Below are 23015 nucleotides of genomic sequence, written 5' to 3' on the forward strand. Positions count from 1 at the left end.
GTAAAACCACGCGATATCTACCATGATAGGAAAAATGAAGCCACACATGACTCTATCAAGGTAAAAGGGCTGTCGTTAAACCTTTCGGCATCAACTACCTTCAAAAGGGGTTAAGCCATCTATGCTTATCCGCAAATTGTTTTCTATTGGTATGCGATAACTTGATCCTGCTGACAATAAGCCCTCTCAAGAAGCCACTTGAAGATCATCACGATCATATCGTTTCCCATCACACTCTCATCGTTCGCTCACTGACTTATCACATTTCGATCTCGCTTTGAGCATATCGCATATAGATTGCAGCGAAAAATCAAATCAACCACAGCACAGATAGTAGATAAATCAGCGTATATTGTTAGCGTTAGCCGATAAATTCGTTTATCCCCCGCATAATCGACAGACCTCAAACCCTGGTACTATACATTTAGATGTCATAAAAACTGCCACTCATATGCTCAGGTGATAATTTAATGATGATTCGAATTAATTAATCGCCCCTAAAAAGATCACCTTATTCACTTTGAATAATGGTGAGATTAAAAATATATATGACATCTATTAATTTGGATATTAACTTATTAAAATAATTTAAATTACAACTAATTATAAATCATAAAGCATGATACCGCTCACAATTACCTTGTTATAAAAAATAAAAACTTGTTTTGTAAAAATATTATTTATAGATTCATAAAAATAATTTATTCCTATTATGACCGAGAAATATCCCCATAATGATTCAACTTAAAATAATTAGGAATAAAACTATATATGAAACTCATTGACCTTCGAAGTGATACATTGACAAAATTAAAACCTGAAGATTTACTGGATATAAATTATGATTACATCGGTGATGATTGTTATAATGAAGACCGTTATGTCAAAATGCTGGAATTTAAAATTGCCGACCTTTTTGGTAAAGAAAGCGCGCTATTTATGCCTTCCGGAACCATGAGTAATCAAGTTGCTTTGCGAGTGCTATCAAAACCAGGGGAAGAGCTGATAACTGAAGTGGGTTATCATGTTTGTTTTTTTGAGTCCTCACAAACTGCGGCATTAAATGGCCTAGTGATTAATAATGTGCACACTAAAAGTGGCATATTAACAACGTCCGACGTATTAAATGCGTTCAATAATAAAGCTCGTTGGTCAAATTTATATGCTACACCTAAAATTATATCAATAGAAAGTAGTATTAGCACTTATGGAGGAATGATTTTTCCGCTTGATGAAATATCCCAATTAAGAATGTTATGTGATGAAAGAAAAATGTCTCTTTTTTTAGATGGTGCCCGCGTATTAAATGCATGTGTATCGCTCGGTATTTCACCTAAAAAATATACTGAACACATTGATATGCTAAATCTTTGCCTATCTAAAGGCGTTGGTTCGCCGTTTGGTTCTATGCTTATTGGAAGACAAGATGAGATTGATAAAGCCAAAAAAATAAGAAAATGGTATGGTGGAGCACTACACCAATCAGGGCTGATGGCTGCCATCGCATTAAACAAATTAAAAAATTACTCTTCCCGTCTAGAACGTGATCATATAAATGCTAAAAGTCTAGAATTAATATGCACTAAATATTTTCAACTCGCTTATCCAGTTGAAACAAATATTGTCATGATAAAAAGTCATAATGCGGATGCTCTAGTCAACAAATTGAAAGAATACGGTGTATTAGCGACGGCATGGACTGCAAATACTGTTCGTTTTGTCACTAGCTCTAATATTAATCATGAAATGATTAATCAAATAAAATCCATCTTTGAAACGATAGATAAGCATAAAGGTTTTCTATGATAAATAAAATAATTACGTCGCGTTTTCTTTCTGGCCTATCTTTTTATAGTTTTTTACCTTTCTATTCAATTTACCTTATAAATTATAAAGGTATTAGTGAAGAAAACGTGGCTGTTATTTTATTTATATTTCTATTTATTAGTCGAGCATGTTCATTATTCACGCACTATATTATTGATGCTATCGGTTATAAACTGACATTAATATTTAGTTATCTTGTTGCGGCTATATCCCTTCTATCTATCTATGCGATGACTGACGTCATGGCCATTATGTTTATTTCCGCCATCATTGGCGCCGGTTTTTCTATTGCGAATGTTTGCACGAGTCTTTTTATTGCTGAAAATAATAATCACGCCGAACGTGTTAAAAATTTTTCGATTCTAAATGTTGCCGTCAATATTTCATCTGCAATTGGCGGAGTGATAGGTGAATGGTTTTATCATGGCTTTTATTCGGGAATTATTATCCTGCCAGCTGTCGTCATGCTGTCATCATCGCTCTATTCTTGCACATTAAACAATGTGAAACACAGTCATAGTAATCAGCAAAATAACGATAAAGTGGTGGCAACCTTTTCTGAGTGGGTGCTATTTGTTTGCTATAGCTCAATCTCTTTTTTTATGATTGGTTTAATACTCAGGAATCTCGCCTTTCACTTTGAAGCGAATCATAACGAGACTATTCGCTATGTCTCCGTTTCTTCACTATTTGCATTAAACGCGATACTCATCATATTGTTACAAGTGAAATCAACCTCTTTACTGTCAAAGCAAAGTACTAAAAGACAGATTATTACTTATAAGTTAAGCCTAGTATTCGTGTCTATCTTGCTATTGCTATTTGATTTCCAGTCAGCTTTAAGCCTGTATTTATTAATCATACTATTTACGCTAAGTGAGTTAATTTGGAGCCCCTACAACAACAGCCTATCTATAGAAAAATGCCCTTTTAAAAATAAAAAATTATCACTCTCTCTATGCATCTTTTTCTGGGGATTAGCCGAGTCTGGTGGTGCCTATATGGGAATTATGGCAGATCGCTATCAGTTGCACGTCCTTATTCCATTTAGCTCATGCCTAATGCTGATTTCTTTATTCTCTATCGAAGGTTTACTCACTAAAAGGAAAAGTCATGAAAGCGATTATATTTCTAGAGTGTAATCTCTCAGGAACTGGCGTAAGGGCGATTCAGATAGCAAAAAATGCAGGTTACCAGACAATATTATTGACCAAACAGCGCTCGTTCTATGAGCATATTGCAGACAATCCATTAAATGTTGTCGATCATGTCGCTGAGGTAAATACAGATAGCCTTACAGCGGTCATTAATCATGCCATGAATTATCCAACTTATGGTATTGTCGCGTTCGATGACTATCGATTAATTACTGCCGCAGCGGCTTCCCATGCATTAGGTTTACCTTCACCGCCAATTAAACCTTTAGTGTTATGCCGATATAAGCAAAAGACTCGTGAACGATTGAGCCAATACCATCAAGGTTTTCAATATCATGTTATCAATATTAAGGACACTATCGATACCTCAAATCTATCATTTCCATTGGTCGTAAAACCTTGCGACGATAGTGGTAGCAGTAAAGTCACGATTTGTCATACGCCTATAGAACTGACCAACGCAATCCAAGAGATCTGTCACTTTAGGGTTAATCAACGTGGCTACGAATTATCTTCAGATTATCTTATTGAAGAATTTATTCATGGTGATGAATATAGTGCCGAGGCCTACTGGGATACCTCCTCAAATCAATGGGAAATACTGGGAATAACCAAAAAATATACAACGACAGGGCAATATTCCGTCGAGGTAGGTCATGACTTCCCTTGTGAATTACCCTCCTACCCTGAGATTAAAACCACCTTAATTAGTTGGCTTAAACACATTGGGTTATCTCATACCGTCGTACACGTCGAGTTTAAATTACAGAATGATTCCATCACACTGATTGAAATCAATCCACGGGTTGCAGGAGGAATGATCGATAAACTGTGTCAAATCGCGACAGGGTTCGACCTTGTTCATTGCTATTTATCCCAGTTCGTAAAAGATATGGAATATACCCCTCAGTTAACGCCAGAAAAATGTTATGCTTCGATTCGATTTTTAACAGCGGATAAAGCCGGAATAATTAACCGTATTAAACCCACATTTCTATCATCCCAGCCATTATTATCTAATTTTGTTCCTACGCCTTTAAAAGTTGGTTCGCTGAAAGATAGTTATAGTCGTTTAGGTTACGTTATTACACATGCAACAACCCAAGAAAAAGCCATTGCCGATGCCGAAACTTATATAAAACAGATCAAAATAACTTACGCATAACCTGGTGACTTTGTTCCAAGAAAGCTAAGTCATGGTCATAATACGCAGCCTTCTTGGAATAAAAGAATGATGACTATAAGGGTATCGAGAGATTCACCGCTGGCTGTATAGTCTCTTTTGTTAAGTGAAATTTTTTCACCGATTGCTGTAGGTCTTCTGTCTGTTGTTCCAGTAAACTTGCAGCCGTTGCGACTTGCTCAACTAAAGCTGAATTCTGTTGGGTTACACCATCCATTTGATGGATCGCCACACTCACCTGAGAGATACCTTTACTTTGTTCATCACAAGCGTCAGCTATTTGCTTCATCAGGGTTGTGACTTGATTAATACTTTCCAGAACATTTTCCATTGTTCTTCCCATTTCATTCACTAGCTGTGTGCCTTTTACAACACAAGAAGTTGAGTTATCAATCAAACGTTCAATTTCTTTAGCGGCATCGGCACTGTCGCTCGCTAATTTACGAACTTCATCGGCAACCACCATAAAGCCCCGTCCGTGCACTCCCGCACGAGCTGCTTCGATGGACGCATTGAGTGCCAGTATATTAGTTTGAAAGCTTATGTTATTAATAATACTAATAATATCAGCAATTCTTTTTGAGCTATCATCAATTTCATCCATCGTGGAAACAACCGATTTGATCATGGAATCGCCTTGATTTGCCATTGTTGATGCAACATCTGCTAATTCACTCGCTTGATGGGCATTTTCCATATTAAGTTTTACCGCAGCGGTTATTTGTTCCATGCTCGCTGCCGTTTCTTCCAATGCTGCGGCCTGCTCTTCAGTGCGTGATGAAAGGTCATGATTTTCTTTAGAGATATCAGCAGCACTACGATAAATATTATCACTCCCCGCACGGATTGTTGTTACCGCCTCACGTAAGCTATTTTGCATCTCATCAAGTAAAGGAAACAGTTTACCAACACAATTTCGCCCAAATGGCTTAATAGGCTCACTTAAATTACCCTTTGCTATTTGTGCAAAATATTGGCGAAGTAAATCGAGTGGTTTTTGGAGCATGTTGACAAGATAGCGATCGGTAAAAATAACAATCAATATTCCCAATAATGCCGCTGTAATAATGACGATTAACGTGGTTTGCATTAATTCATCCACCACATCACGCGTATGTTCAATCATTTGTTCTGCCGCTTGGTTAAACAGAGTAATCGCTTCACCAAATGAACGACTCAAAGCAGGAGTGATATTATGGGAATGTTGAGTATATGCAGCCATATCATTTGAGATTGCTAGCGCTAATTGTGGCGTTACCCCCTCATTTAATAACGCTTGCCATGTTTTAATCACTTGATCAGAAATTTGCTTATCCATTGGGCCTGGCGATATGGATTTCATTTCATTCAGATAGTGTTCCATATTGTCCATCGCTTCTTTCACCGATGAATAATCAGACTTCTCTCCTGATTTTTTGGTTTCCATAACTCGACTCAGCCGAGTGACAACGCGAAAATATTGGTCGTTCCCCTGACTCAACACCGTCATTTGTTTAACTAATTGTCTATCAAGTGTATTTCCATCTGACATTCGAGATAATGACCATACACTATATAAGCTTACACCGACTAATATCATGCCTAGAATACCTAACAATATTAGCATCACAGCACGAATAGAATAATTTCGAAGTTTCTGCATATTATTTCTCTTTTGGTAAGATAAAATGACAATATTTCACTTTATCGGCACCATCAGAGAAAATTTTAGTTCTTTACAAAAGTACCCACATTATATTTAAGCCTTTCCACATTCCTGTATTTATTTATTAATCAAACGTTTTACATCGATAAGTTATTTTTAATTTATCGCCTCCATCCCATAAAAAAGGCACAGCAAAACTTGCCGTGCCTTTGACAGTGAGTGAAAAGTATAATTAAAAATTAACGGTATATTGGTAATAAATTAAATTGTGCGAGTAATTGACAAATAATGCCCACAATTCCAAAAGTAATCACTGCATATATTAATCCTTTACCTCCCCATACTTTAAATCTTGAATTCGGGAAACGTTCTCGCGCTTTCAAAGCCATTACCGCAGGACAAATAATGGCCCAAATACAGGCTGCCATTCCGGCATAAGCAATAGCAATTAAGAACCCATTAGGGAATAACATGCAGAGTATCAATGGGGGTAAAAAGCATAATAATGCCGATTTCATACGCCCTGAACTATTATCTTGGAAATTTAAAGAGGCCAATATATAGTCAAATAAACCTATCGCAACACCTAAGAATGAACAGAATACAGCACTAATCGAAAACCATAATAAGAAAGTGGCAATATGTTGGCTGTTAAGTACGGAATACAGCGATTCAATAAAGGCATCAAGGTTACCGCCTTTATTGATAATGGTTAAAAACTCCGTTCTTGGCAGATTCCCCATCGTACCCAATACCCATAAAAAATACAGGACCAATGCCAGCAAACACCCAATAATACAGCTCTTGACCACCTTACGTTCATTTTCATGATACAGCTTATATAGGCTACATACATTACCATGATAACCAAATGAAGTGATTGCATAGGGAATAATGATAAAAATAAAGGGAAGTAATGTTAACTGACTTTCTTTAGAAGGAATGGTTAATAATAAATCAGTTTTAACAATTAAAAAGAGCCCTGAGAATGCTAATATAAATAATATGATTTTAATTAATAAAAATATTGATGTTAAACGGCTAGCACCAATACCGCTCCACCAAATACTTGCACCTAATATAAAAGTAAAGATAACAAATATTAGCCTTAAATTAACATCAAATCCATATATCGATGCAGCCTCTTTAATGACTGATCCCGCGGCAGAGATATAAGCATAAATTAAAATATATAATACAAATATTAAGGCTGCATTGGCAATATAACAAGCCCATTTAGGTAACAGCTCTTTGGAGATATAAAAATAATTAGTCCCTGAACCATATTTTGATATACATTCAAGAATATAGATTCCCGAATGAAACATAAAAAAACAAACAACTAATAGAATAACAACTGAATTAATAAACCATGCTCCTGCCATAATCGTGGGCAAACTAAACATACCTGCCCCTATCATAGCGCCACCGAGCACAAAGCCCCCTACCAATATGGAGGGTTCTTTCTTCGCTGTAGAATTATTCATGGTATTTACCTTAGAGAAATAAGGGGGGAGACTCCCGCGTTGCACGGGAATCTCCAAATTATTACCTATTATTTGATTGGTTTTAATCTCGCTGTAAAATGCCTTAATACTGGAGGTTCATATTCAAAATCCAGTCCTTTTAATGTTGGAAACTTATCTTTAAGACCAATTAATGCATCCGCAATATAATCCATATGATCATTGGTATAGACGCGCCTTGCTATTGTTAAACGCATAAACTCCATATCCGCATGTTTTTGTTTACCTGTTTCAGGATCTCGACCTAATAAAAATGAGCCAATTTCAACGGCACGAACCCCCGATTCAAGATACAGTGCATTGATAACTGCTTGTGCAGGGAATTGATCCCCTGGGATTTGCGGAACCAATTTTTTACAGTCAACAAATACTGCATGTCCACCTGTAGGATATTGAATCGGGATCCCTCCTTCACGCAGCCGATCCCCTAGGTATTTGACTTGACCGATACGATAATGAAGGTATTCTTCGTTAGCACCTTCTTCAAGCCCTTGTACCATGGCAGCCATATCACGGCCCGCTAAGCCACCATAAGTGACAAACCCTTCCATTGGTACGCAACGTTGCCTTGCTAAAGTAAATATATTTTCATCATTCTTAATCGCCACTAAACCACCGATATTTAATAGCGGGTCTTTCTTCGCTGACATTGTTAACGCATCGGCGTATTTGTACATATCAAATATAATTTCTTTTATCGTTGCATTTTTATATTTTGGGTCACGCTCTTTAATAAAATAGGCATTTTCACAGAAACGTGCCGAATCCATCACGACAAAAATATTGTGTTGTTTTGCAATCTCATACACTTCTTTAAGATTTGACATTGCAACTGGTTGACCACCCGCACTATTACAGGTTACGGTTGAAACAATAGCAACTACGTTTTCAGCCCCATACTGAGCTATATTATCTTTCAACTTCTGAATATCAAAATTGCCTTTCCAGTCATCATAGGTTTCAGAGTCATAGGCTTTTTCCGTAACAATATTAATCGCTTTACAACCGTTTAACTCCACATGCGCTGCGGTTGTATCAAAATGGAAGTTCGAAATAAATACAGGCTTTTTGGCTCCTCCTTGTTGCCTTTTAACATTCAACAATACAGGAAATAACATATTTTCAGCGCCACGTCCTTGGTGTGCAGGAATGGCATAATCATAGCCAAACATCTCTTTAACTTTATTTTTTAAATCGTAATAGTTACGCGATCCTGCATATGCTTCATCACCCGTGATCATTGCTGCCCACTGGTGGTCACTCATTGCGTTAGTGCCTGAGTCAGTTAATAAATCGATATAAACAGCGCTACTGGGTAATAAGAACGGGTTGTAACCTGCCTCTTTTAATGCAGCTTCCCGCTCTTCTCGAGATGGAATACGAATATTTTCAACCATTTTAATACGGAACGGTTCTACGATTCTTTTAGCCATGATAATACCTTTAATTTTTAATTAAATAACAAAATAGCGGTTCGTGCCTATTATGAATAAGCTAACGATAATTGAGAGAAAAGAAGAAAGGACTATTTATGAGGAAAAAAGAAAGCTAAAGAAACATCCATATTGAACCATTTCTTCATATAGAAGAAACACCTTGATATTAGCAGTTCATTTAACAAAGACATACTATTCTCCTTTAATTAAGGATTAGTACAACATTTGACATTATATATATAACAACCGAGCTGATATTTTAATCACAAGTGTCATGATATTGTACATACATCACACTCTTTTTCATTTACCCAACAACATTATGAACTATATCACAATCCTATTGAGATTATTGAAACTTACTCAATAAAAACAAAAAAAATACATAACCACTTGTTTTGTAATGAAAAACAAAATAAAAACCTCAGATTAATAACAGCTTTTTAAATATAAAAATTTAGATGAAAGACTATTTCATATAAAAAATACAACTTAAGTTAAATAAAAATAGCCATTATACTAAGTGAGATTTTTAACTATATTCATTAACTCAAAAACCCTGCTAGATTTTTATTAGTGGCTTAATTTACGGGTAAATTTATATTTAAACAAAACATCTACATTAATAACTTATTCGTTACGTTTGCTGGAATGAGTCGTATTAACGCAACATAAATACTGATAAGAGATAACGAAATAATCGCTTTACATCCCTAAACACTTCGGTCACCAGTAGAGAATTTTGTTGCTCATAGCTTACAATTCATTAGAAGCCATATTTGAGGGATCCCATGAGCCACTTCGTATACGATAGCATGCTGTGGCTTATTCCGTCTTAAAAAGACAATCAGTTTATTGGTGGTTTTGTTTTCTACATTCATTTGATAAGTCAAAACGGGCTAGATTGCCCGTTTTTATTGGCTATCTGGCCACACTGTATTTCACTAATCCGCCATTGTTTATTTCAATATCATTAGAATAACTATTCGCTAATTTAATAAAAGTATTATCGACATTATTGAAGAGTCTATTGAAATCACTAAGCTCAGCTCGATGAGTTATATTACCGTCTGTTACGTTCATCAGTAAATATCCCCACTGACCTCGCCAATCTTCATTTAACAACACCGTTTGATTACTCACATGTAAACTATGCAAATGGTTGTATCCATTTTCAGTGATCACGGAAAATTCACCATTATCATTAAATTGTAACAATGAAAATAGCTTACGTGATGGCTCTTGTGCAATCGCATAAATATTGCCATTTGGTGATTGTTCAACTTCATTGATCCGTAACGGCAACCATTTATGTCCAACGACCTTTCCTTTATCAGTATCAAGGGTAATCTCAAGTGACCCCATGTCGTTACCATAGCTATACCAGATAATAAGTTCATTGTTTTGGGTTGCAAATGAGAAGTTAGAATTATCCGCAATTTCTTCTGGATAATAAGACTTAACTAAGTCACGTACATTAGCCAAATATTGCCATGTGCTACCTTTATCAAGCGTTTTAAAAATAGCTTCATTACTCACGGATAAATAGGTTTGATCATTTTGTGTATGCAGTATTTTCCCCATAATTAACGTAGAAAATTGTTCTCCATATTTATCCTGCCAAGGCTGCATCTTCGTGATGGAATAATCAGATAAATTTAAAACTCGACGACCATCGTCAAAAAACAGTACACATTCCGTTTTATCACAGGCCGCATTATAAAAACTGTTATCCCCTTTATCTATATAATGTATTCCTGTCTCATCAGCAAAAAGCACCTGATAATTATAGTCATGGTAAGGTAGATTATAGGAAGAGTAATAGGCTGTATTGCGGCTACTTTGCGCAATAACCAACATTCCTGTTTCTGTAGGGTACGATTTTAACCAATCAAAGTCTGCAATTTCCATCGCATTCGCTTGGGGGTTATCCTGCCATGTCCACCCTTGTGCATTACCTCGGAAATGAAAAGCGATGGTTAAAATTACACAGATAATGAATGCTAACGTAATAATAATAAAATTCTTACTGAGAAATGGGTTCATACACGTACCTCAGTAACATAACCTGACTTTCCACGTTTTAAGCGTAAATAACGTAAATAGTATTGAGTTTGAAAATGTATTCGGCCACGTTGCGACACCGAAAAATAAATTGTTATGCATAAAGCGCTCAAAAAGCCAATGCCTAATGAGATAGAGGATGCCATGCCAATAAACTCAATGCCATTATCCATCATATATTGCCAATCCCAACGATCCCAGTATCCCCCTCTTTCCAAGATATCAGCGATATTCATCGACAAAACCATAAGGGTAAAAAATGCGATCATTCCCACCATGAATATCCACAATAAATAATAAAAACTACGTTCTGGTGGCCAGCCCCCTCTACTTATTGAGTAAGCAAGCTGATCTTGCCGATTAAAAATACCAAAAACGATTTCTTCATTCTCAGCCTGACGTAATTTTTTATGGTAGACTTCAATGTCATCGCCTTGAGCCATAAATAAGCTATGGTTATTAAATACAGGTTCATTTACTGGTGTTATTACCGTAAATTGTTTTCTATCAATCTGTATTATTGTTATATTGCAAATTTCCTGAGGGCCTCGATATCTCATAATCGCACTCTGAAATGATTCCACTAAATTAACTTTGCCGCGAGTCAAATTAAGCTCATCCTCCTGTGACATTTTAGGTTCACGGACAGCCTTAACTTTCATTGGTTTTATCTTAGGATTACGTGTACCTAATATATTAATTTGTGGTGTGTTTTCAGGTGTAATTTGATATTGTCCAGCAATAACCTTATCTAACGCTTTTAATATCCATTTTCTACGTGGGCTAATAATATAGCAGATCTCTTTTATAACCAGAGCCCCCATAACCACACCGCTAAATACGGCAAGACATGCCAATGACCCCAACAGAATGAGCCAAAAACTCTCTTCATCATAAGCAAAGCAAAAATAAGCTAATATTGAGAATGAGGATAATCCAAGCGCCCATAAAAGTGATTTTAGCATTCCTCGATGAAAGCCAACCTCTCTATCAGGCTCCAACCGCCCCTTTGTTTGATGAAACACCCAATTAATCCAATAACTCCCATCATTTAATCTTTCAGCACAGATCACCAGTTCATCACCTTGTTCGAGTTTTTTTAAAAAAACCTCACCGTGTTTAAAATCTGCAAGATTAAAAAAGAAGACGAGGTCAGACGCTATCAATCGAACCATTCCTGTCGGAATAACTTTTTGATAATCACACTGAGATAAAGTGACATTAAAATATTGAACACCCATTTGCTGTGCCTATCTTGTTTATTAGAATTTAACTATCTTAGTCAAAAAAGATTATGCTCCCAATAAGAATTAGGCTTTAATATTAGAATTCAGATAATTACAGGCTAACATCCGTGACACGCCAAAAAATCACAATCAATGATATTTTTCGACATAACCGGCAAGGGTGGCTAGCAAAGAAAGTTTTTACTGTTAAACTTGAACAAACCGTCGATTTGGTGCGGTAAAACGGAAAATGAGCGGACTCTCCCAAAACTCTATGATCGATTAAATAATCACGATGACTTCACAACCAGCATACAAGCAAATTCAATCTTATATTCTGCGTAGTATTGATTTAGGTATTTTTAAGCCTGAAACACAGATACCCACAGAACTAGAACTGTGCGCACAATTTAATGTGAGCCGCATGACAGTGAATAAGGCCATTTCGGAACTGAGCCAAAAAGGCATACTGAATCGCATTGCTGGTAAGGGAACCTTTGTCGCCTCACAGAAACACGAGCTGCCTGTCACAAAAGCATTTGATATTTTCGATGAAATTTCATTAAGCGGTAATAAATATAGTGGTCATCAATTGCAACTCAAAGTCATTGCCGCTTCGGCTGAAATTGCTTTACAGCTCGGCGTGATGGAAGGCAGTGATATAAGCTATTGTAAGGTATTACATTTTGAAAATGATATTCCACTGATGCTTGAAGAACGCTATGTAAATCATGCCCTCGCACCTGATTTTGTGAAACAACACTTTGGTGATACTGAAACGCCGAGCGGCTACTTACAACGAAATTTTCCTGTCAGTGAGATGGAACATACCATTGAGGCCGCATTAGCGACTAAAGCGATTGCACAATCTTTATCAATTAAAGAAGGCTCACCGTGCTTACAGCTTAGCCGCCGTACGTGGACGGGTTCCACATTAATCAGCTATGTCCATATGATAACTGCCGGCTCGCGTTATAAATTAAAGCTACATTCACGTATTGATACTCCTTAATTTGATCGAAAAAAATGGGGCAAATCTATATGCCCCAAAGCGACTGATAAAACAAGCACAACTAACACCTGTTACTTATTGAACAGGAACACATCACAACAAATTTAAATTACATACCTTGGTAAATTGGCCCTTCTCCCCCTTGTGGAGCTGTCCAACAAATATTTTGTGTTGGGTCTTTAATGTCGCAAGCCTTACAATGTAGGCAGTTCTGCGCATTAATCTGCAACTTAGGCTGGTCTTCAATACTCACAATTTCATACACTCCAGCGGGACAATAACGCGTCTCAGGAGCTGCATATTTAGGTAAATTCATCTTTGTCGGTACATGATTGTCTTTTAATTTCAGATGACAAGGCTGGTCTTCCTCATGATTTGTATTCGACAAAAAGACCGACGATGGCTTATCAAAGGTCAGAACACCATCCGGCTTTGGATAATCTATTGGCTGAAAATTATGAGCTTCCTGTAAACATTCATGGTCGGCCTGTTTTAATTTAAGAGTCCAAGGAGTTCGCCCCTTTAGTAAAAGCTGTTCAGCACCAAATAATAAGGAGCCTAAATACAAGCCTTTTTTCATATAAGGTTTGAAATTACGTGTCAGATGTAATTCTCGATACAACCAGCTACGCTCGAATTTTTGACGATACTCTGTTTTAAACCTTGCATAATCAATCACATCATCATTCATTGATTCAAACAATGCTTCCGCAGCAAGCGCACCACTTTTCACTGCACAATGGCTTCCCTTGATCCGTGCTGCATTTAAAAAACCGGCATCATCCCCTATTAATGCTCCACCTGGAAAACTCAATTCTGGTAATGCTGCCAATCCTCCAGCCACTAACGTGCGCGCACCGTAGCTAATTCGTTTACCACCTTTTAAAAAAGCACTGAGTGATGGATGCGTTTTAAGTCGTTGAAATTCATCAAAAGGTGATAAATAAGGATTTTCATAATTAAGGCCTACAACTAAGCCAATAGCAACGAGGTTTTCACCATAATGGTAAGCAAAGCCACCACCGTACGTACGGCTATCTAAAGGCCAACCAATTGAGTGAACAACCAAGCCTGCTTGATGTTGTGGTTTAGGAATTTGCCAAATTTCTTTTAATCCTAACCCATAAGTTTGCTTTCCACGTCCACTGTCTAAATCAAAACGTTCTATAAGTTGCTTACCTAATTGGCCTCGACAACCTTCGGCAAAAAAGGTCATTTTAGCCAATAAGTTCATACCGGGCTGATACAGTGAAGTGGGGTTGCCTGATTTATCAAGCCCCATATCCCCGGTTGTTATACCAATAACGGTGCCTTCATCATCGTAGAGTATTTCCGTTGCCGCAAAGCCTGCAAATACGTCGACGCCAAGCTGCTCTGCTTGTGAGGCTAATGCCGCACACACTTGGCCAAGGCTACCAATTAAATTCCCACTATTTTTTAAGCTAGCGGGCAATAAAGCCAGTGGTAACCGGCTTGCTTTCTGTTCTTTTAATAACAAAAAGCGGTCTTCTGTTACGGTTGTCAGCTCACTTGGCAGCATCTGCTGCCAATTCGGTAATAATTCATTCAAAGCTCGTGGATCAATAACCGCACCTGATAAGATATGAGCCCCTATTTCAGCACCTTTATCAATTAAACAAACAGATAACTCTTTGTTTTTCTCTGCCGCAAGTTGCTTTAGACGAATTGCAGCGGATAATCCTGCTGGCCCACCACCGACAATCAGGACATCAAACTCCATCGATTCCCGCTCGGGAGCCTCACTTACATTGACACTATTGTCGATAGCCATGATCCCCCCTTTAAGCCAACGCTTTATCAAATTCAGGTAAGATCTCGAATAGATCACCCACAATGCCATAATCAGCAAATTGGAAAATTGGTGCTTCTGGATCGCGATTTATCGCCACGATCACTTTGCTCTCCTTCATACCTGCTATGTGCTGGATCGCACCTGATATTCCTACCGCAATATAGAGATCGGGCGCAACGATCTTACCGGTTTGCCCAACTTGATAATCATTCGGTACATAACCTGCATCAACGGCAGCTCTCGATGCACCAACCGCGGCCCCAAGCTTATCAGCGATAGTTTCAAGCAGCGCAAAGTTTTCACTCGAATTTAAGCCTCTACCGCCTGATATCACGACCTTAGCTGAGCTCAATTCAGCTCGGCTCATTTGCGTTAATGATTGGCTTTTTAATTGAGATAACGGACTAAAATGATTAACAGTGCATTCTTCAATGGCAGCTGGACTTTGCGTTTCAGTCGTACCAGAAAAAGCGGAACTACGGATTGTTAATACAACTTGCTGACCATTATTTTGTACCGTTGCTAATGCGTTACCTGCATAAATAGGACGCACAAAAGTCTGTGCATTAATCACTTCAGTAATGTCAGAGATTTGTGCAACGCCTAACGTTGCTGCAACACGTGGAGCGATATTTTTACCGTAGGTTGTGGCAGGAAATACTAAATGGCTATAGTTTTCAGCAACCGCAATCACGGCATCAGTCACAGTTTCAGCAAGCGGGTGAGCGAGCTCACTGTTATCTATGAGGATCACGTTTTCAACACCCGCGATCGTTGCCGCTTGCTCTGCCACCTGCTTACATTGATGTCCTGCAACAAGCAGATGCAGCAGTCCTTGCCCTGATAACATCTGTTTTGCGGCAGTCACACTATGGTACGTTGAAGATTTAATTGTTTGGTTATCGTGTTCAACCATAACTAATATGGATAATTGGCTCATGATGATTCCCCCGATTAAATGACTTCTTTTGCTTGTAATTCACTGATTAATGCATTGACATCATTAAACAATGTGCACTGGCCTGATCGCTTTTTCGGTTCAGTCACGGTCAATATTTTTACCTGCCCTAATGGGGTAAAATTCATTTCAGAGATGTCTTGTATTTCAAGCGGCTTTTTCTTCGCTTTCATAATATTAGGCAGTGTTGCATAGCGAGGTTCATTCAAACGTAAATCGGTTGTTACGACCGCAGGTAGCGGTAAAGACAGCGTCTCTAAACCACCATCAATTTCACGTGTGACCTGTAATGATGAGCCTTCAACTTCAATGGAAGACGCAAAGGTTGCTTGCGCGCATTTAAGTAATGCCGCTAGCATTTGCCCTGTTTGATTACAATCATTATCAATCGCCTGTTTACCGAGCAGAATTAAATCAGGCTGTTCAGCGATGACCACTTGCTGCAATAAACGAGCAATATCGAGAGGTTCTAGCACTAAATCATAAGGTCTTTGAATTAAAATTGCGCGATCAGCTCCGATTGCCATCGCACTACGCAACGTTTCTTGGGCGCTGTTATCCCCTATTGATACCACAACAATTTCATTCGCTTTACCAGCTTCTTTCAGGCGGACAGCTTCTTCAACTGCAATTTCATCGAAAGGATTAATCGCCATTTTGACATTCGCTAATTCCACACCGGAGCCATCCGCTTTCACACGAACTTTAACGTTGTGATCAATAACTCTTTTAACAGCCACTAAAATTTTCATAAAGACTCCTAATTACTCTCTGCCAGAAGATGTTTTTCAGGCTGAGCGGATCCTTAGCAGTGATTATTTCACTGCTAATATTCCCGCTTATTTTTGTTTTAACGTTATTTGTTACTTATATTTATTTGCTATGGGTTATGCATTTGATGATGGCAGTATCAATCTGTCCGCTACTGACATTGGCCATATTTTAATTGCTGCATAGTAAATAATACTGGTAGCCACTAAGCCAACAATCCATGAGATATCAACGCCCCCCAGTTGCTCAACCAAAGGCCCTGTATAGAAACCGGTTGCAATAAAAGGCAGTTGAATGAGGACGCCAATCACATAGGTAATAATGCCCACTTTATTCCAACGCCCATAACGACCATTAGGATTTGATAATTCAGGGACGTCATAACGTCCTTTCGTTACCCAGTAGTAATCCACAAGATTGATTGCACTCCATGGTGTAAAGAATGCGAGTAAAAACAGTAAGAAGGCTGAAAATAGTTTTAAGAACGAGTGTTGTCCAGCCAGACCGAGAACCGTCGAAAAACTCACCATCAAGATGATGAAAAACAACCTTTGACCACGAGAAATTTGCTGCTTACCACGGAAGCCACAGAAAATAGCCGCCATTGACATAAAACTGCCATACGCATTAAGTGCAGTGATCGTCACCTTACCAAAGAAAATACTGATATAGAGTAATGCTGCGATCAGTCCAGTACTACCAAGACCAACAATATAGGCAACTTCATGACCCGCAAATGCATTACCTGCTAGGGCCGCCGCAAAGACCCCTAAGATCATTGATGCTTGAGTTCCAATAACCGTTCCCGAACCTACCGCTAAAAATGCTTTAATGGTTGGTGTTTTTGTCGGTAGATAACGAGAGTAGTCCGCAACATAAGGACCAAAGGCAATTTGCCATGATGCCGACAAAGACATCGCGAGTAAGAAGTTAGTCCAACTGAAATGGCGATTTTCCAATAAAACCGACACATCATTCATATAGAATAAGCGGAAAAATAGGTAGAAGAAGGCGATCACACCAATCACACTCGCCGCTTTACCTAACATGTGAATGATTCGATAACCACAGATCGTGATTGCGATGATCACGGCACCAAAGATCAAAATTCCTACCCAATCACTGACATTCAGTAATTGCCCAACAGCTTGCCCTGCCAATACGGTACCACTAGCAGAGAAACCGACGTACATCATGCACACTAACAGTATTGGGATCACCGCACCATATACACCAAACTGAACACGACTTGAGATCATTTGTGGCAGTCCGAGTTTTGGCCCTTGCACGGCATGCAATGCCATAACAGCTCCCCCCAACAATTGGCCAATAAATAAACCAATTAATGACCAAAATACATCACCTCCTAACACGACAGCCAATGCCCCTGTCACGATAGCCGTAATTTGTAAGTTGGCACCGAACCAAAGGGTAAATTGGCTCGATAATGTCCCGTGGCGTTCCGACTCAGGAATATAGTCTATTGATCGTGCTTCGATTAAAGGAACATTATCCTGCCGATGTTTTTTGTCTGCGGTTATGTCGTTTGAAACTGTCATGGTAACTCCTCTTTAAGCAAGGCTGGCTTAAAGAATGAACCAATTTGTCATAATGGTTGTTGTAGGGTACAGCCATTAGACGCTAAGTCGGACGTTATTATGTTTTTATAAACAGCCCGCCATTAAAAATTGAAATACATTCTTAAACCTGGTTGTTGTTGTGTTTTTAATTCCATGATCCTGTTATCAGGTCGTTCATCCTATTGCAGTTTTTATTCATTACTGGTTGATCCTGTCCATCCACCAGCGTATTCATCTTTCACGATTAAACCGAATCTAAAACCGCTCGCGAAATAATGATCTTTTGAATTTCTGAAGTGCCTTCAAAAATTCGTAAAATGCGTGCATCACGTACATAACGTTCTAAAGGTAAATCACGAATATAACCGTAGCCACCATGCAGCTGTAATGCCGCATCGGTCACAAAGCCAGCGCACTCCGCGGCAAATAATTTTGCTGTTGCGGATTGCAAACTAAAACGCTCTCCTGAGTCACGGCACTCTGCCGCATGCCAAGTCAGCATACGCGCTGCTTCTAACTGTGTGTGCATATCTGCAAGACGCCACTGGGTGCCTTGATAAGCCGCTAATGGCTTTTTACCGATTTGACGCTCTTTAACCCAATTTAAAGCACATTCCATCGCTGCACGAGCGATCCCTAATGACGTGGCTGCCACTTCAACACGCCCTTTATCTAAGACTTCCATGGCTGTATGGAAGCCTTTATTTTCTTCGCCTAATAGGGCCGACTCAGGCAACCAGCAGTTCAATGCAAGCTCATAGATTGTACTCCCACGTAGCCCCATGGTTTTTTCTGGGGAAGAAAACTCAACACCCTCAGTACCTTTAGGGATCATAAATGCACTGATACCACGGGCACCGGCTTCTGGGTTTGTTTTGGCATATAAGACAATAAAATCAGCTTCTTTAGCATTGGTAATATAATGTTTATTTCCGCGAATTCGCCAGCCTCCATTTTCTCGGGTAGCGACAGTGCGCATATCTGCTGGATTTGATCCTGCTGCGGGTTCTGTCAGACCAAAAGCGCCTAACATCTCACCACTTGCCGCTTTAGGTAACCAATACTGTTTTTGCTCCTCGGTACCCCCTATTAGGATCGAATCTGTTGCAAGGAAATGAGCCGTTAACGCGGATGAAGTTGATGCGCAAGCGGCCGCTACGGCTTCGACGATCATACTCATCGCAATACTACCAATGCCGAACCCACCATATTGCTCAGGTAAATTGATCCCCCAACATCCCATCTCCCCTAGAGCAGCCAAACTTTCCGCACAAAAAGTTTCTGTCTCATCATAACGTTGTGCATTCACTTGCAGAATGTCACGACAAACCTTTTCAACAGCATCGACAATTGCTTGTTCTGTCTCATCTATTTGAAAGCTCATTGTATTGCCTCCGCATTTTTAATTGTTATATTGGCTGATTTATAAGCATGATTGGCTTCGCCCAAGCGAGGTGCTCTTTGCATGGCTCGCGGCTTGCTACCATTAAAGAAAACAGGTTGAGATACTAACGGGGTTCCACCATCATCAAGGTAAGTGAGAACTTGACGAGCCTTTGCATGTTCGCTTTGTGTCGCTTGCTGCAAATTTTGGATCGGTGAAGCAGGCACCCCTGCGTTTAGCAGTTGCTCACACACTTCTTCAACCGTTTTTTGTGATGTCCAATGTTCGATTTCTTTTCTAAGATCCGCGTGGTAAAGGGTTCGCGTTGGATCATCTTTATAGCGAGGATCATTGCGTAGTTCAGGCCGCCCCATACACTCACAGAAACGTTGGAAAAGCTTTTCACTGGCAATAGCAATAACAACTTGCCCATCTCGTGCTTGATAGGTATCAAAAGGTGTTGAAACAGGATGACGATTTCCCACTAAGCCCGGCGCTTGACCGTGTGCAAATAGATTTGATAGTCCTGTCAGCTGCATACTCAACAGCACATCGACCATCGCAACATCAATATATTGAGCATGTTCTTGGTGAGCTTCTCGCGCAAACAAGGCGCTGCTGATCGCCCAAGCAGCAAAGATGCCAGCACAGACATCCCCTATCGACTCCCCACTACGTGTTGGGCCTGTTTCAGGAAACCCCGTTACACTCATTAATCCTGACATTGCTTGTGCAACAATGTCATAAGCAGGATAGTTGGCAAGTGGACTATCTTGCCCAAAGCCAGATATGCTGGCATAGATAAGTCTAGGGTTATGCTGTTTCAAACTGTCAAAATCAATTCCCAATCTTGCCGTAACACCCGGTCGAAAATTTTCGACGACCACATCACTCTCTTTCACGAGTTGATATAAGATCTCTAGGTCGTTCTCGGATTTAAGATCAAGCTCAATACTGCGCTTTCCTCGATTGATCAGCCCGTAATAAACACTTTCACCCTCAATAAAGGGACCTAAATGACGACTGTCATCACCATGGTCAGGCACTTCTATTTTGATCACTTCAGCACCTAGATCAGCCATCATGCCTGTACAATAAGGCCCTGCAAGCACACGACTGAGATCGATCACTTTGATCCCTGATAATGGCCCTGCTCTTTTTTGTGTTGACACCATTTTCATACTGATATCCTTATAAAACGAGCCAGCCTCAAATAAGGCTGGCCAAAAGCGCTACTTGACCATCGGTAAGTTCAGCCCTTGCTGTTTTGCGCAGTTAATGGCAATGTCATAACCCGCATCAGCATGACGCATCACCCCAGTCGCAGGGTCGTTATGTAAAACACGAGCCAGACGTTTGTCTGCGGCATCTGTCCCATCACAAACAATGACCACACCAGCATGTTGGGAAAAGCCCATTCCTACACCACCACCATGATGCAGGCTGACCCATGTTGCGCCTCCCGCGGTATTCAATAACGCATTTAATAGAGGCCAATCAGAGACCGCATCCGAGCCATCTTTCATTGATTCTGTTTCGCGGTGTGGACTTGCCACAGAGCCTGAATCCAAGTGATCACGGCCAATAACAATAGGCCCTTTCAACTCACCATTTTTTACCATTTCATTAAACGCACGACCGAGTCTTTCACGATCTTTTAAACCAACCCAACAAATACGTGCTGGCAAACCTTGAAATGCAATGCGTTCACGAGCCATATCCAGCCAATTATGCAGATGCTTATCGTCAGGAATTAACTCTTTTACTTTTTGATCTGTTTTATAGATATCTTCAGGATCGCCAGATAAAGCAACCCAGCGGAATGGCCCGATGCCTTCACAGAATAGAGGGCGAATATAGGCCGGAACAAAGCCCGGAAAATCAAAGGCATTACTAATACCTTCATCTTTAGCCATTTGACGAATGTTATTCCCATAGTCAAATGCCGCGGAGCCGCGTTTTTGCATGGTTAACATCGCATCAACCTGTACCGCCATACTTTTCTTAGCCGCTTTCGTGACTTCAGCCGGTGCTGTTTTTTGCTTTTCACGCCATTGTGTTAATGTCCAGCCTTGAGGTAAATAACCATGAACAGGGTCATGTGCACTCGTTTGGTCGGTAACAGAGTCAGGAATAATGTTACGTTTAACTAATTCGCTATAGACATCGGCTGCATTTCCTAATAAACCGACAGAAACAGGCTTGCCGTCATTTTTGGCTTGTTCAATATATTGCAATGCCTCATCCAGTGATGTGGCTTTTTTATCGACATATCGAGTTCTTAGGCGAAAATCGATACGACTTTCATCACATTCAACGGCAATCATGCTAAAACCGGCCATTGTCGCTGCTAAAGGTTGAGCGCCCCCCATTCCCCCGAGACCACCGGTCAGGATCCAACGACCCGCAGGGTTACCCTTAAAATGCTGTTTAGCTAAAGAAACAAAGGTTTCATAGGTACCTTGAACAATGCCTTGTGAACCTATATAGATCCAAGAACCCGCGGTCATTTGACCGTACATCATCAAACCTTTTTTATCTAACTCATTGAAATATTCCCAATTTGCCCAATGAGGGACAATATTTGAGTTAGCAATTAATACACGAGGTGCATCCGGATGAGTTGGAAAAACACCAACAGGTTTGCCAGATTGCACAAGTAAAGTTTGATCATCTTCGAGTGTTTTTAATACCTCTAAAATTTTGTCATAACATTCCCAATCACGAGCTGCACGACCAATTCCACCGTACACGACTAAGCTTTGTGGATGTTCAGCCACATCAGGATCTAAGTTGTTTTGGATCATGCGGTACACGGCTTCAGTGAGCCAGCTTTTACAAGTTTTCTCGCTGCCACGTGGAGCGCGGATAACACGTGTAGAGTCAGTACGGTTTAGCATTGCTGTATCCTCTATTTCTTTATTTTACTTAACATTTTTACAACAATAAATGATGTTTATAATGAGTCATTACTTATCACGTAAAAATCCCTTTTGGATAAAAAACGCATATAATCAAATTGTTAGTGGTATTTTCAGTGCTGGTTTTTATCCTCTCCGGAGGATTCGTCTTCGACTTGCCTTTAAATATATATACATTTAATTCACAAAGTATATACATTTAAATTTGAATTTTTGTATAAAGATTAGATAGAAAGAGGATGAGCAACTATACAACAAAGGTTAACTCGCTATTTATTCACAACAAAATGTATAGACAATTGAGCACTTCGCTAGACATAAACAAATAGCTGAAATGCGAAGTGCTTCACATTACTGGCTCACAACAAGCTGTCACTAGCATGGCAACTCTATTTCTAAACACGAGCATTCTCTCAATCAATGGAAAATTGATTGAGTTTCATTATTTTTTGCAATATCAGTTTATTCAAAAAGATTACAATTATTTCTAATTTAATAAATAGTAAATAATA

Annotated in this window: 16 protein-coding genes; 4 read left to right on the plus strand and 12 right to left on the minus strand. The window is 39.3% G+C overall.

Features of this window, described 5'->3' with window-relative positions:
- Nucleotides 1–771 precede the first annotated feature (771 nt).
- The 3 genes from M1F03_RS15925 to M1F03_RS15935 are packed head-to-tail and all read left to right on the plus strand — an operon-like array spanning nt 772 to nt 4149.
- Nucleotides 772–1806, plus strand: coding sequence for a GntG family PLP-dependent aldolase (locus M1F03_RS15925; RefSeq protein ID WP_318840002.1), 1035 nt, complete (start codon nt 772–774; stop codon nt 1804–1806).
- Nucleotides 1803–2969, plus strand: coding sequence for an MFS transporter (locus tag M1F03_RS15930; protein WP_251464681.1), 1167 nt, complete (start codon nt 1803–1805; stop codon nt 2967–2969). Before M1F03_RS15925 ends, M1F03_RS15930 begins: the two co-directional genes overlap by 4 nt.
- Complete coding sequence (locus M1F03_RS15935; RefSeq protein WP_318840003.1) at nt 2941–4149, plus strand: ATP-grasp domain-containing protein; 1209 nt, start codon at nt 2941–2943, stop codon at nt 4147–4149. The genes M1F03_RS15930 and M1F03_RS15935 overlap by 29 nt, the downstream gene beginning before the upstream one ends.
- A 73-nt stretch (nt 4150–4222) precedes the next feature.
- On the opposite strand, the gene M1F03_RS15940 is transcribed toward M1F03_RS15935, so the two are convergent.
- The 5 genes from M1F03_RS15940 to M1F03_RS15960 all read right to left on the minus strand — a co-directional run bounded on the left by M1F03_RS15940 (nt 4223) and on the right by M1F03_RS15960 (nt 12079).
- Nucleotides 4223–5809: a methyl-accepting chemotaxis protein gene (locus tag M1F03_RS15940; protein ID WP_318840004.1), complete on the minus strand. Its 1587-nt coding sequence runs from the start codon at nt 5807–5809 to the stop codon at nt 4223–4225.
- Between the two features lie 242 nt (nt 5810–6051).
- The gene (locus M1F03_RS15945) at nt 6052–7299 is read right to left on the minus strand and encodes an aromatic amino acid transporter (protein ID WP_196713637.1); all 1248 of its coding nucleotides are present in this window, start codon (nt 7297–7299) and stop codon (nt 6052–6054) included.
- Between the two features lie 68 nt (nt 7300–7367).
- Nucleotides 7368–8771, minus strand: coding sequence for a tryptophanase (locus M1F03_RS15950; protein WP_154622102.1), 1404 nt, complete (start codon nt 8769–8771; stop codon nt 7368–7370).
- 924 nt (nt 8772–9695) lie between these two features.
- The gene (locus M1F03_RS15955) at nt 9696–10820 is read right to left on the minus strand and encodes a hypothetical protein (RefSeq protein WP_251464684.1); all 1125 of its coding nucleotides are present in this window, start codon (nt 10818–10820) and stop codon (nt 9696–9698) included.
- A complete protein-coding gene (locus M1F03_RS15960) occupies nt 10817–12079 on the minus strand; it encodes a hypothetical protein (RefSeq protein ID WP_318840005.1) in 1263 nt (420 codons plus the stop codon). Before M1F03_RS15960 ends, M1F03_RS15955 begins: the two co-directional genes overlap by 4 nt.
- Nucleotides 12080–12359: 280 nt before the next feature.
- Here M1F03_RS15960 and M1F03_RS15965 point away from each other — a divergent pair, with 280 nt between their 5' ends.
- Nucleotides 12360–13076 (plus strand): UTRA domain-containing protein, encoded by a 717-nt coding sequence (locus M1F03_RS15965; RefSeq protein WP_154623630.1) that lies wholly within the window; start codon nt 12360–12362, stop codon nt 13074–13076.
- Between the two features lie 109 nt (nt 13077–13185).
- On the opposite strand, the gene M1F03_RS15970 is transcribed toward M1F03_RS15965, so the two are convergent.
- The 7 genes from M1F03_RS15970 to hutU form a co-directional block, all read right to left on the minus strand.
- Nucleotides 13186–14868, minus strand: a complete 1683-nt coding sequence (locus tag M1F03_RS15970) for an electron transfer flavoprotein-ubiquinone oxidoreductase (protein ID WP_251464686.1) — start codon at nt 14866–14868, stop codon at nt 13186–13188.
- A 10-nt stretch (nt 14869–14878) separates the two neighbouring features.
- Nucleotides 14879–15829 carry an electron transfer flavoprotein subunit alpha/FixB family protein gene (locus M1F03_RS15975; RefSeq protein WP_251464687.1) on the minus strand — a complete coding sequence of 317 codons (951 nt, stop codon included), beginning with the start codon at nt 15827–15829 and terminating at the stop codon, nt 14879–14881.
- A 14-nt stretch (nt 15830–15843) separates the two neighbouring features.
- Complete coding sequence (locus M1F03_RS15980) at nt 15844–16599, minus strand: electron transfer flavoprotein subunit beta/FixA family protein (RefSeq protein ID WP_251464688.1); 756 nt, start codon at nt 16597–16599, stop codon at nt 15844–15846.
- Nucleotides 16600–16734: 135 nt separating this feature from the next.
- A complete protein-coding gene (locus M1F03_RS15985) occupies nt 16735–18177 on the minus strand; it encodes a purine-cytosine permease family protein (protein WP_154623626.1) in 1443 nt (480 codons plus the stop codon).
- Between the two features lie 265 nt (nt 18178–18442).
- On the minus strand, nt 18443–19582 hold the full coding sequence (locus tag M1F03_RS15990) for an acyl-CoA dehydrogenase family protein (RefSeq protein WP_196713639.1): 1140 nt from the start codon (nt 19580–19582) through the stop codon (nt 18443–18445).
- Complete coding sequence (locus M1F03_RS15995; protein ID WP_154623624.1) at nt 19579–20763, minus strand: CaiB/BaiF CoA transferase family protein; 1185 nt, start codon at nt 20761–20763, stop codon at nt 19579–19581. Before M1F03_RS15995 ends, M1F03_RS15990 begins: the two co-directional genes overlap by 4 nt.
- A 51-nt stretch (nt 20764–20814) precedes the next feature.
- Nucleotides 20815–22482: a urocanate hydratase gene (gene hutU, locus M1F03_RS16000; RefSeq protein ID WP_163863035.1), complete on the minus strand. Its 1668-nt coding sequence runs from the start codon at nt 22480–22482 to the stop codon at nt 20815–20817.
- Nucleotides 22483–23015: the final 533 nt, after the last annotated feature.

It is taken from the genome of Providencia sp. PROV080 (assembly GCF_033688105.1).
GTDB lineage: Bacteria > Pseudomonadota > Gammaproteobacteria > Enterobacterales > Enterobacteriaceae > Providencia > Providencia zhejiangensis.

Bases quoted from the DNA above. Each gene is read 5' to 3' on its own strand.
- M1F03_RS15925 (WP_318840002.1), top strand. From the start codon at position 772: ATGAAACTCATTGACCTTCGAAGTGATACATTGACAAAATTAAAACCT.
- M1F03_RS15930 (WP_251464681.1), top strand. From the start codon at position 1,803: ATGATAAATAAAATAATTACGTCGCGTTTTCTTTCTGGCCTATCTTTT.
- M1F03_RS15935 (WP_318840003.1), top strand. From the start codon at position 2,941: ATGAAAGCGATTATATTTCTAGAGTGTAATCTCTCAGGAACTGGCGTA.
- M1F03_RS15940 (WP_318840004.1), bottom strand. From the start codon at position 5,809: ATGCAGAAACTTCGAAATTATTCTATTCGTGCTGTGATGCTAATATTG.
- M1F03_RS15945 (WP_196713637.1), bottom strand. From the start codon at position 7,299: ATGAATAATTCTACAGCGAAGAAAGAACCCTCCATATTGGTAGGGGGC.
- M1F03_RS15950 (WP_154622102.1), bottom strand. From the start codon at position 8,771: ATGGCTAAAAGAATCGTAGAACCGTTCCGTATTAAAATGGTTGAAAAT.
- M1F03_RS15955 (WP_251464684.1), bottom strand. From the start codon at position 10,820: ATGAACCCATTTCTCAGTAAGAATTTTATTATTATTACGTTAGCATTC.
- M1F03_RS15960 (WP_318840005.1), bottom strand. From the start codon at position 12,079: ATGGGTGTTCAATATTTTAATGTCACTTTATCTCAGTGTGATTATCAA.
- M1F03_RS15965 (WP_154623630.1), top strand. From the start codon at position 12,360: ATGACTTCACAACCAGCATACAAGCAAATTCAATCTTATATTCTGCGT.
- M1F03_RS15970 (WP_251464686.1), bottom strand. From the start codon at position 14,868: ATGGCTATCGACAATAGTGTCAATGTAAGTGAGGCTCCCGAGCGGGAA.
- M1F03_RS15975 (WP_251464687.1), bottom strand. From the start codon at position 15,829: ATGAGCCAATTATCCATATTAGTTATGGTTGAACACGATAACCAAACA.
- M1F03_RS15980 (WP_251464688.1), bottom strand. From the start codon at position 16,599: ATGAAAATTTTAGTGGCTGTTAAAAGAGTTATTGATCACAACGTTAAA.
- M1F03_RS15985 (WP_154623626.1), bottom strand. From the start codon at position 18,177: ATGACAGTTTCAAACGACATAACCGCAGACAAAAAACATCGGCAGGAT.
- M1F03_RS15990 (WP_196713639.1), bottom strand. From the start codon at position 19,582: ATGAGCTTTCAAATAGATGAGACAGAACAAGCAATTGTCGATGCTGTT.
- M1F03_RS15995 (WP_154623624.1), bottom strand. From the start codon at position 20,763: ATGAAAATGGTGTCAACACAAAAAAGAGCAGGGCCATTATCAGGGATC.
- hutU (WP_163863035.1), bottom strand. From the start codon at position 22,482: ATGCTAAACCGTACTGACTCTACACGTGTTATCCGCGCTCCACGTGGC.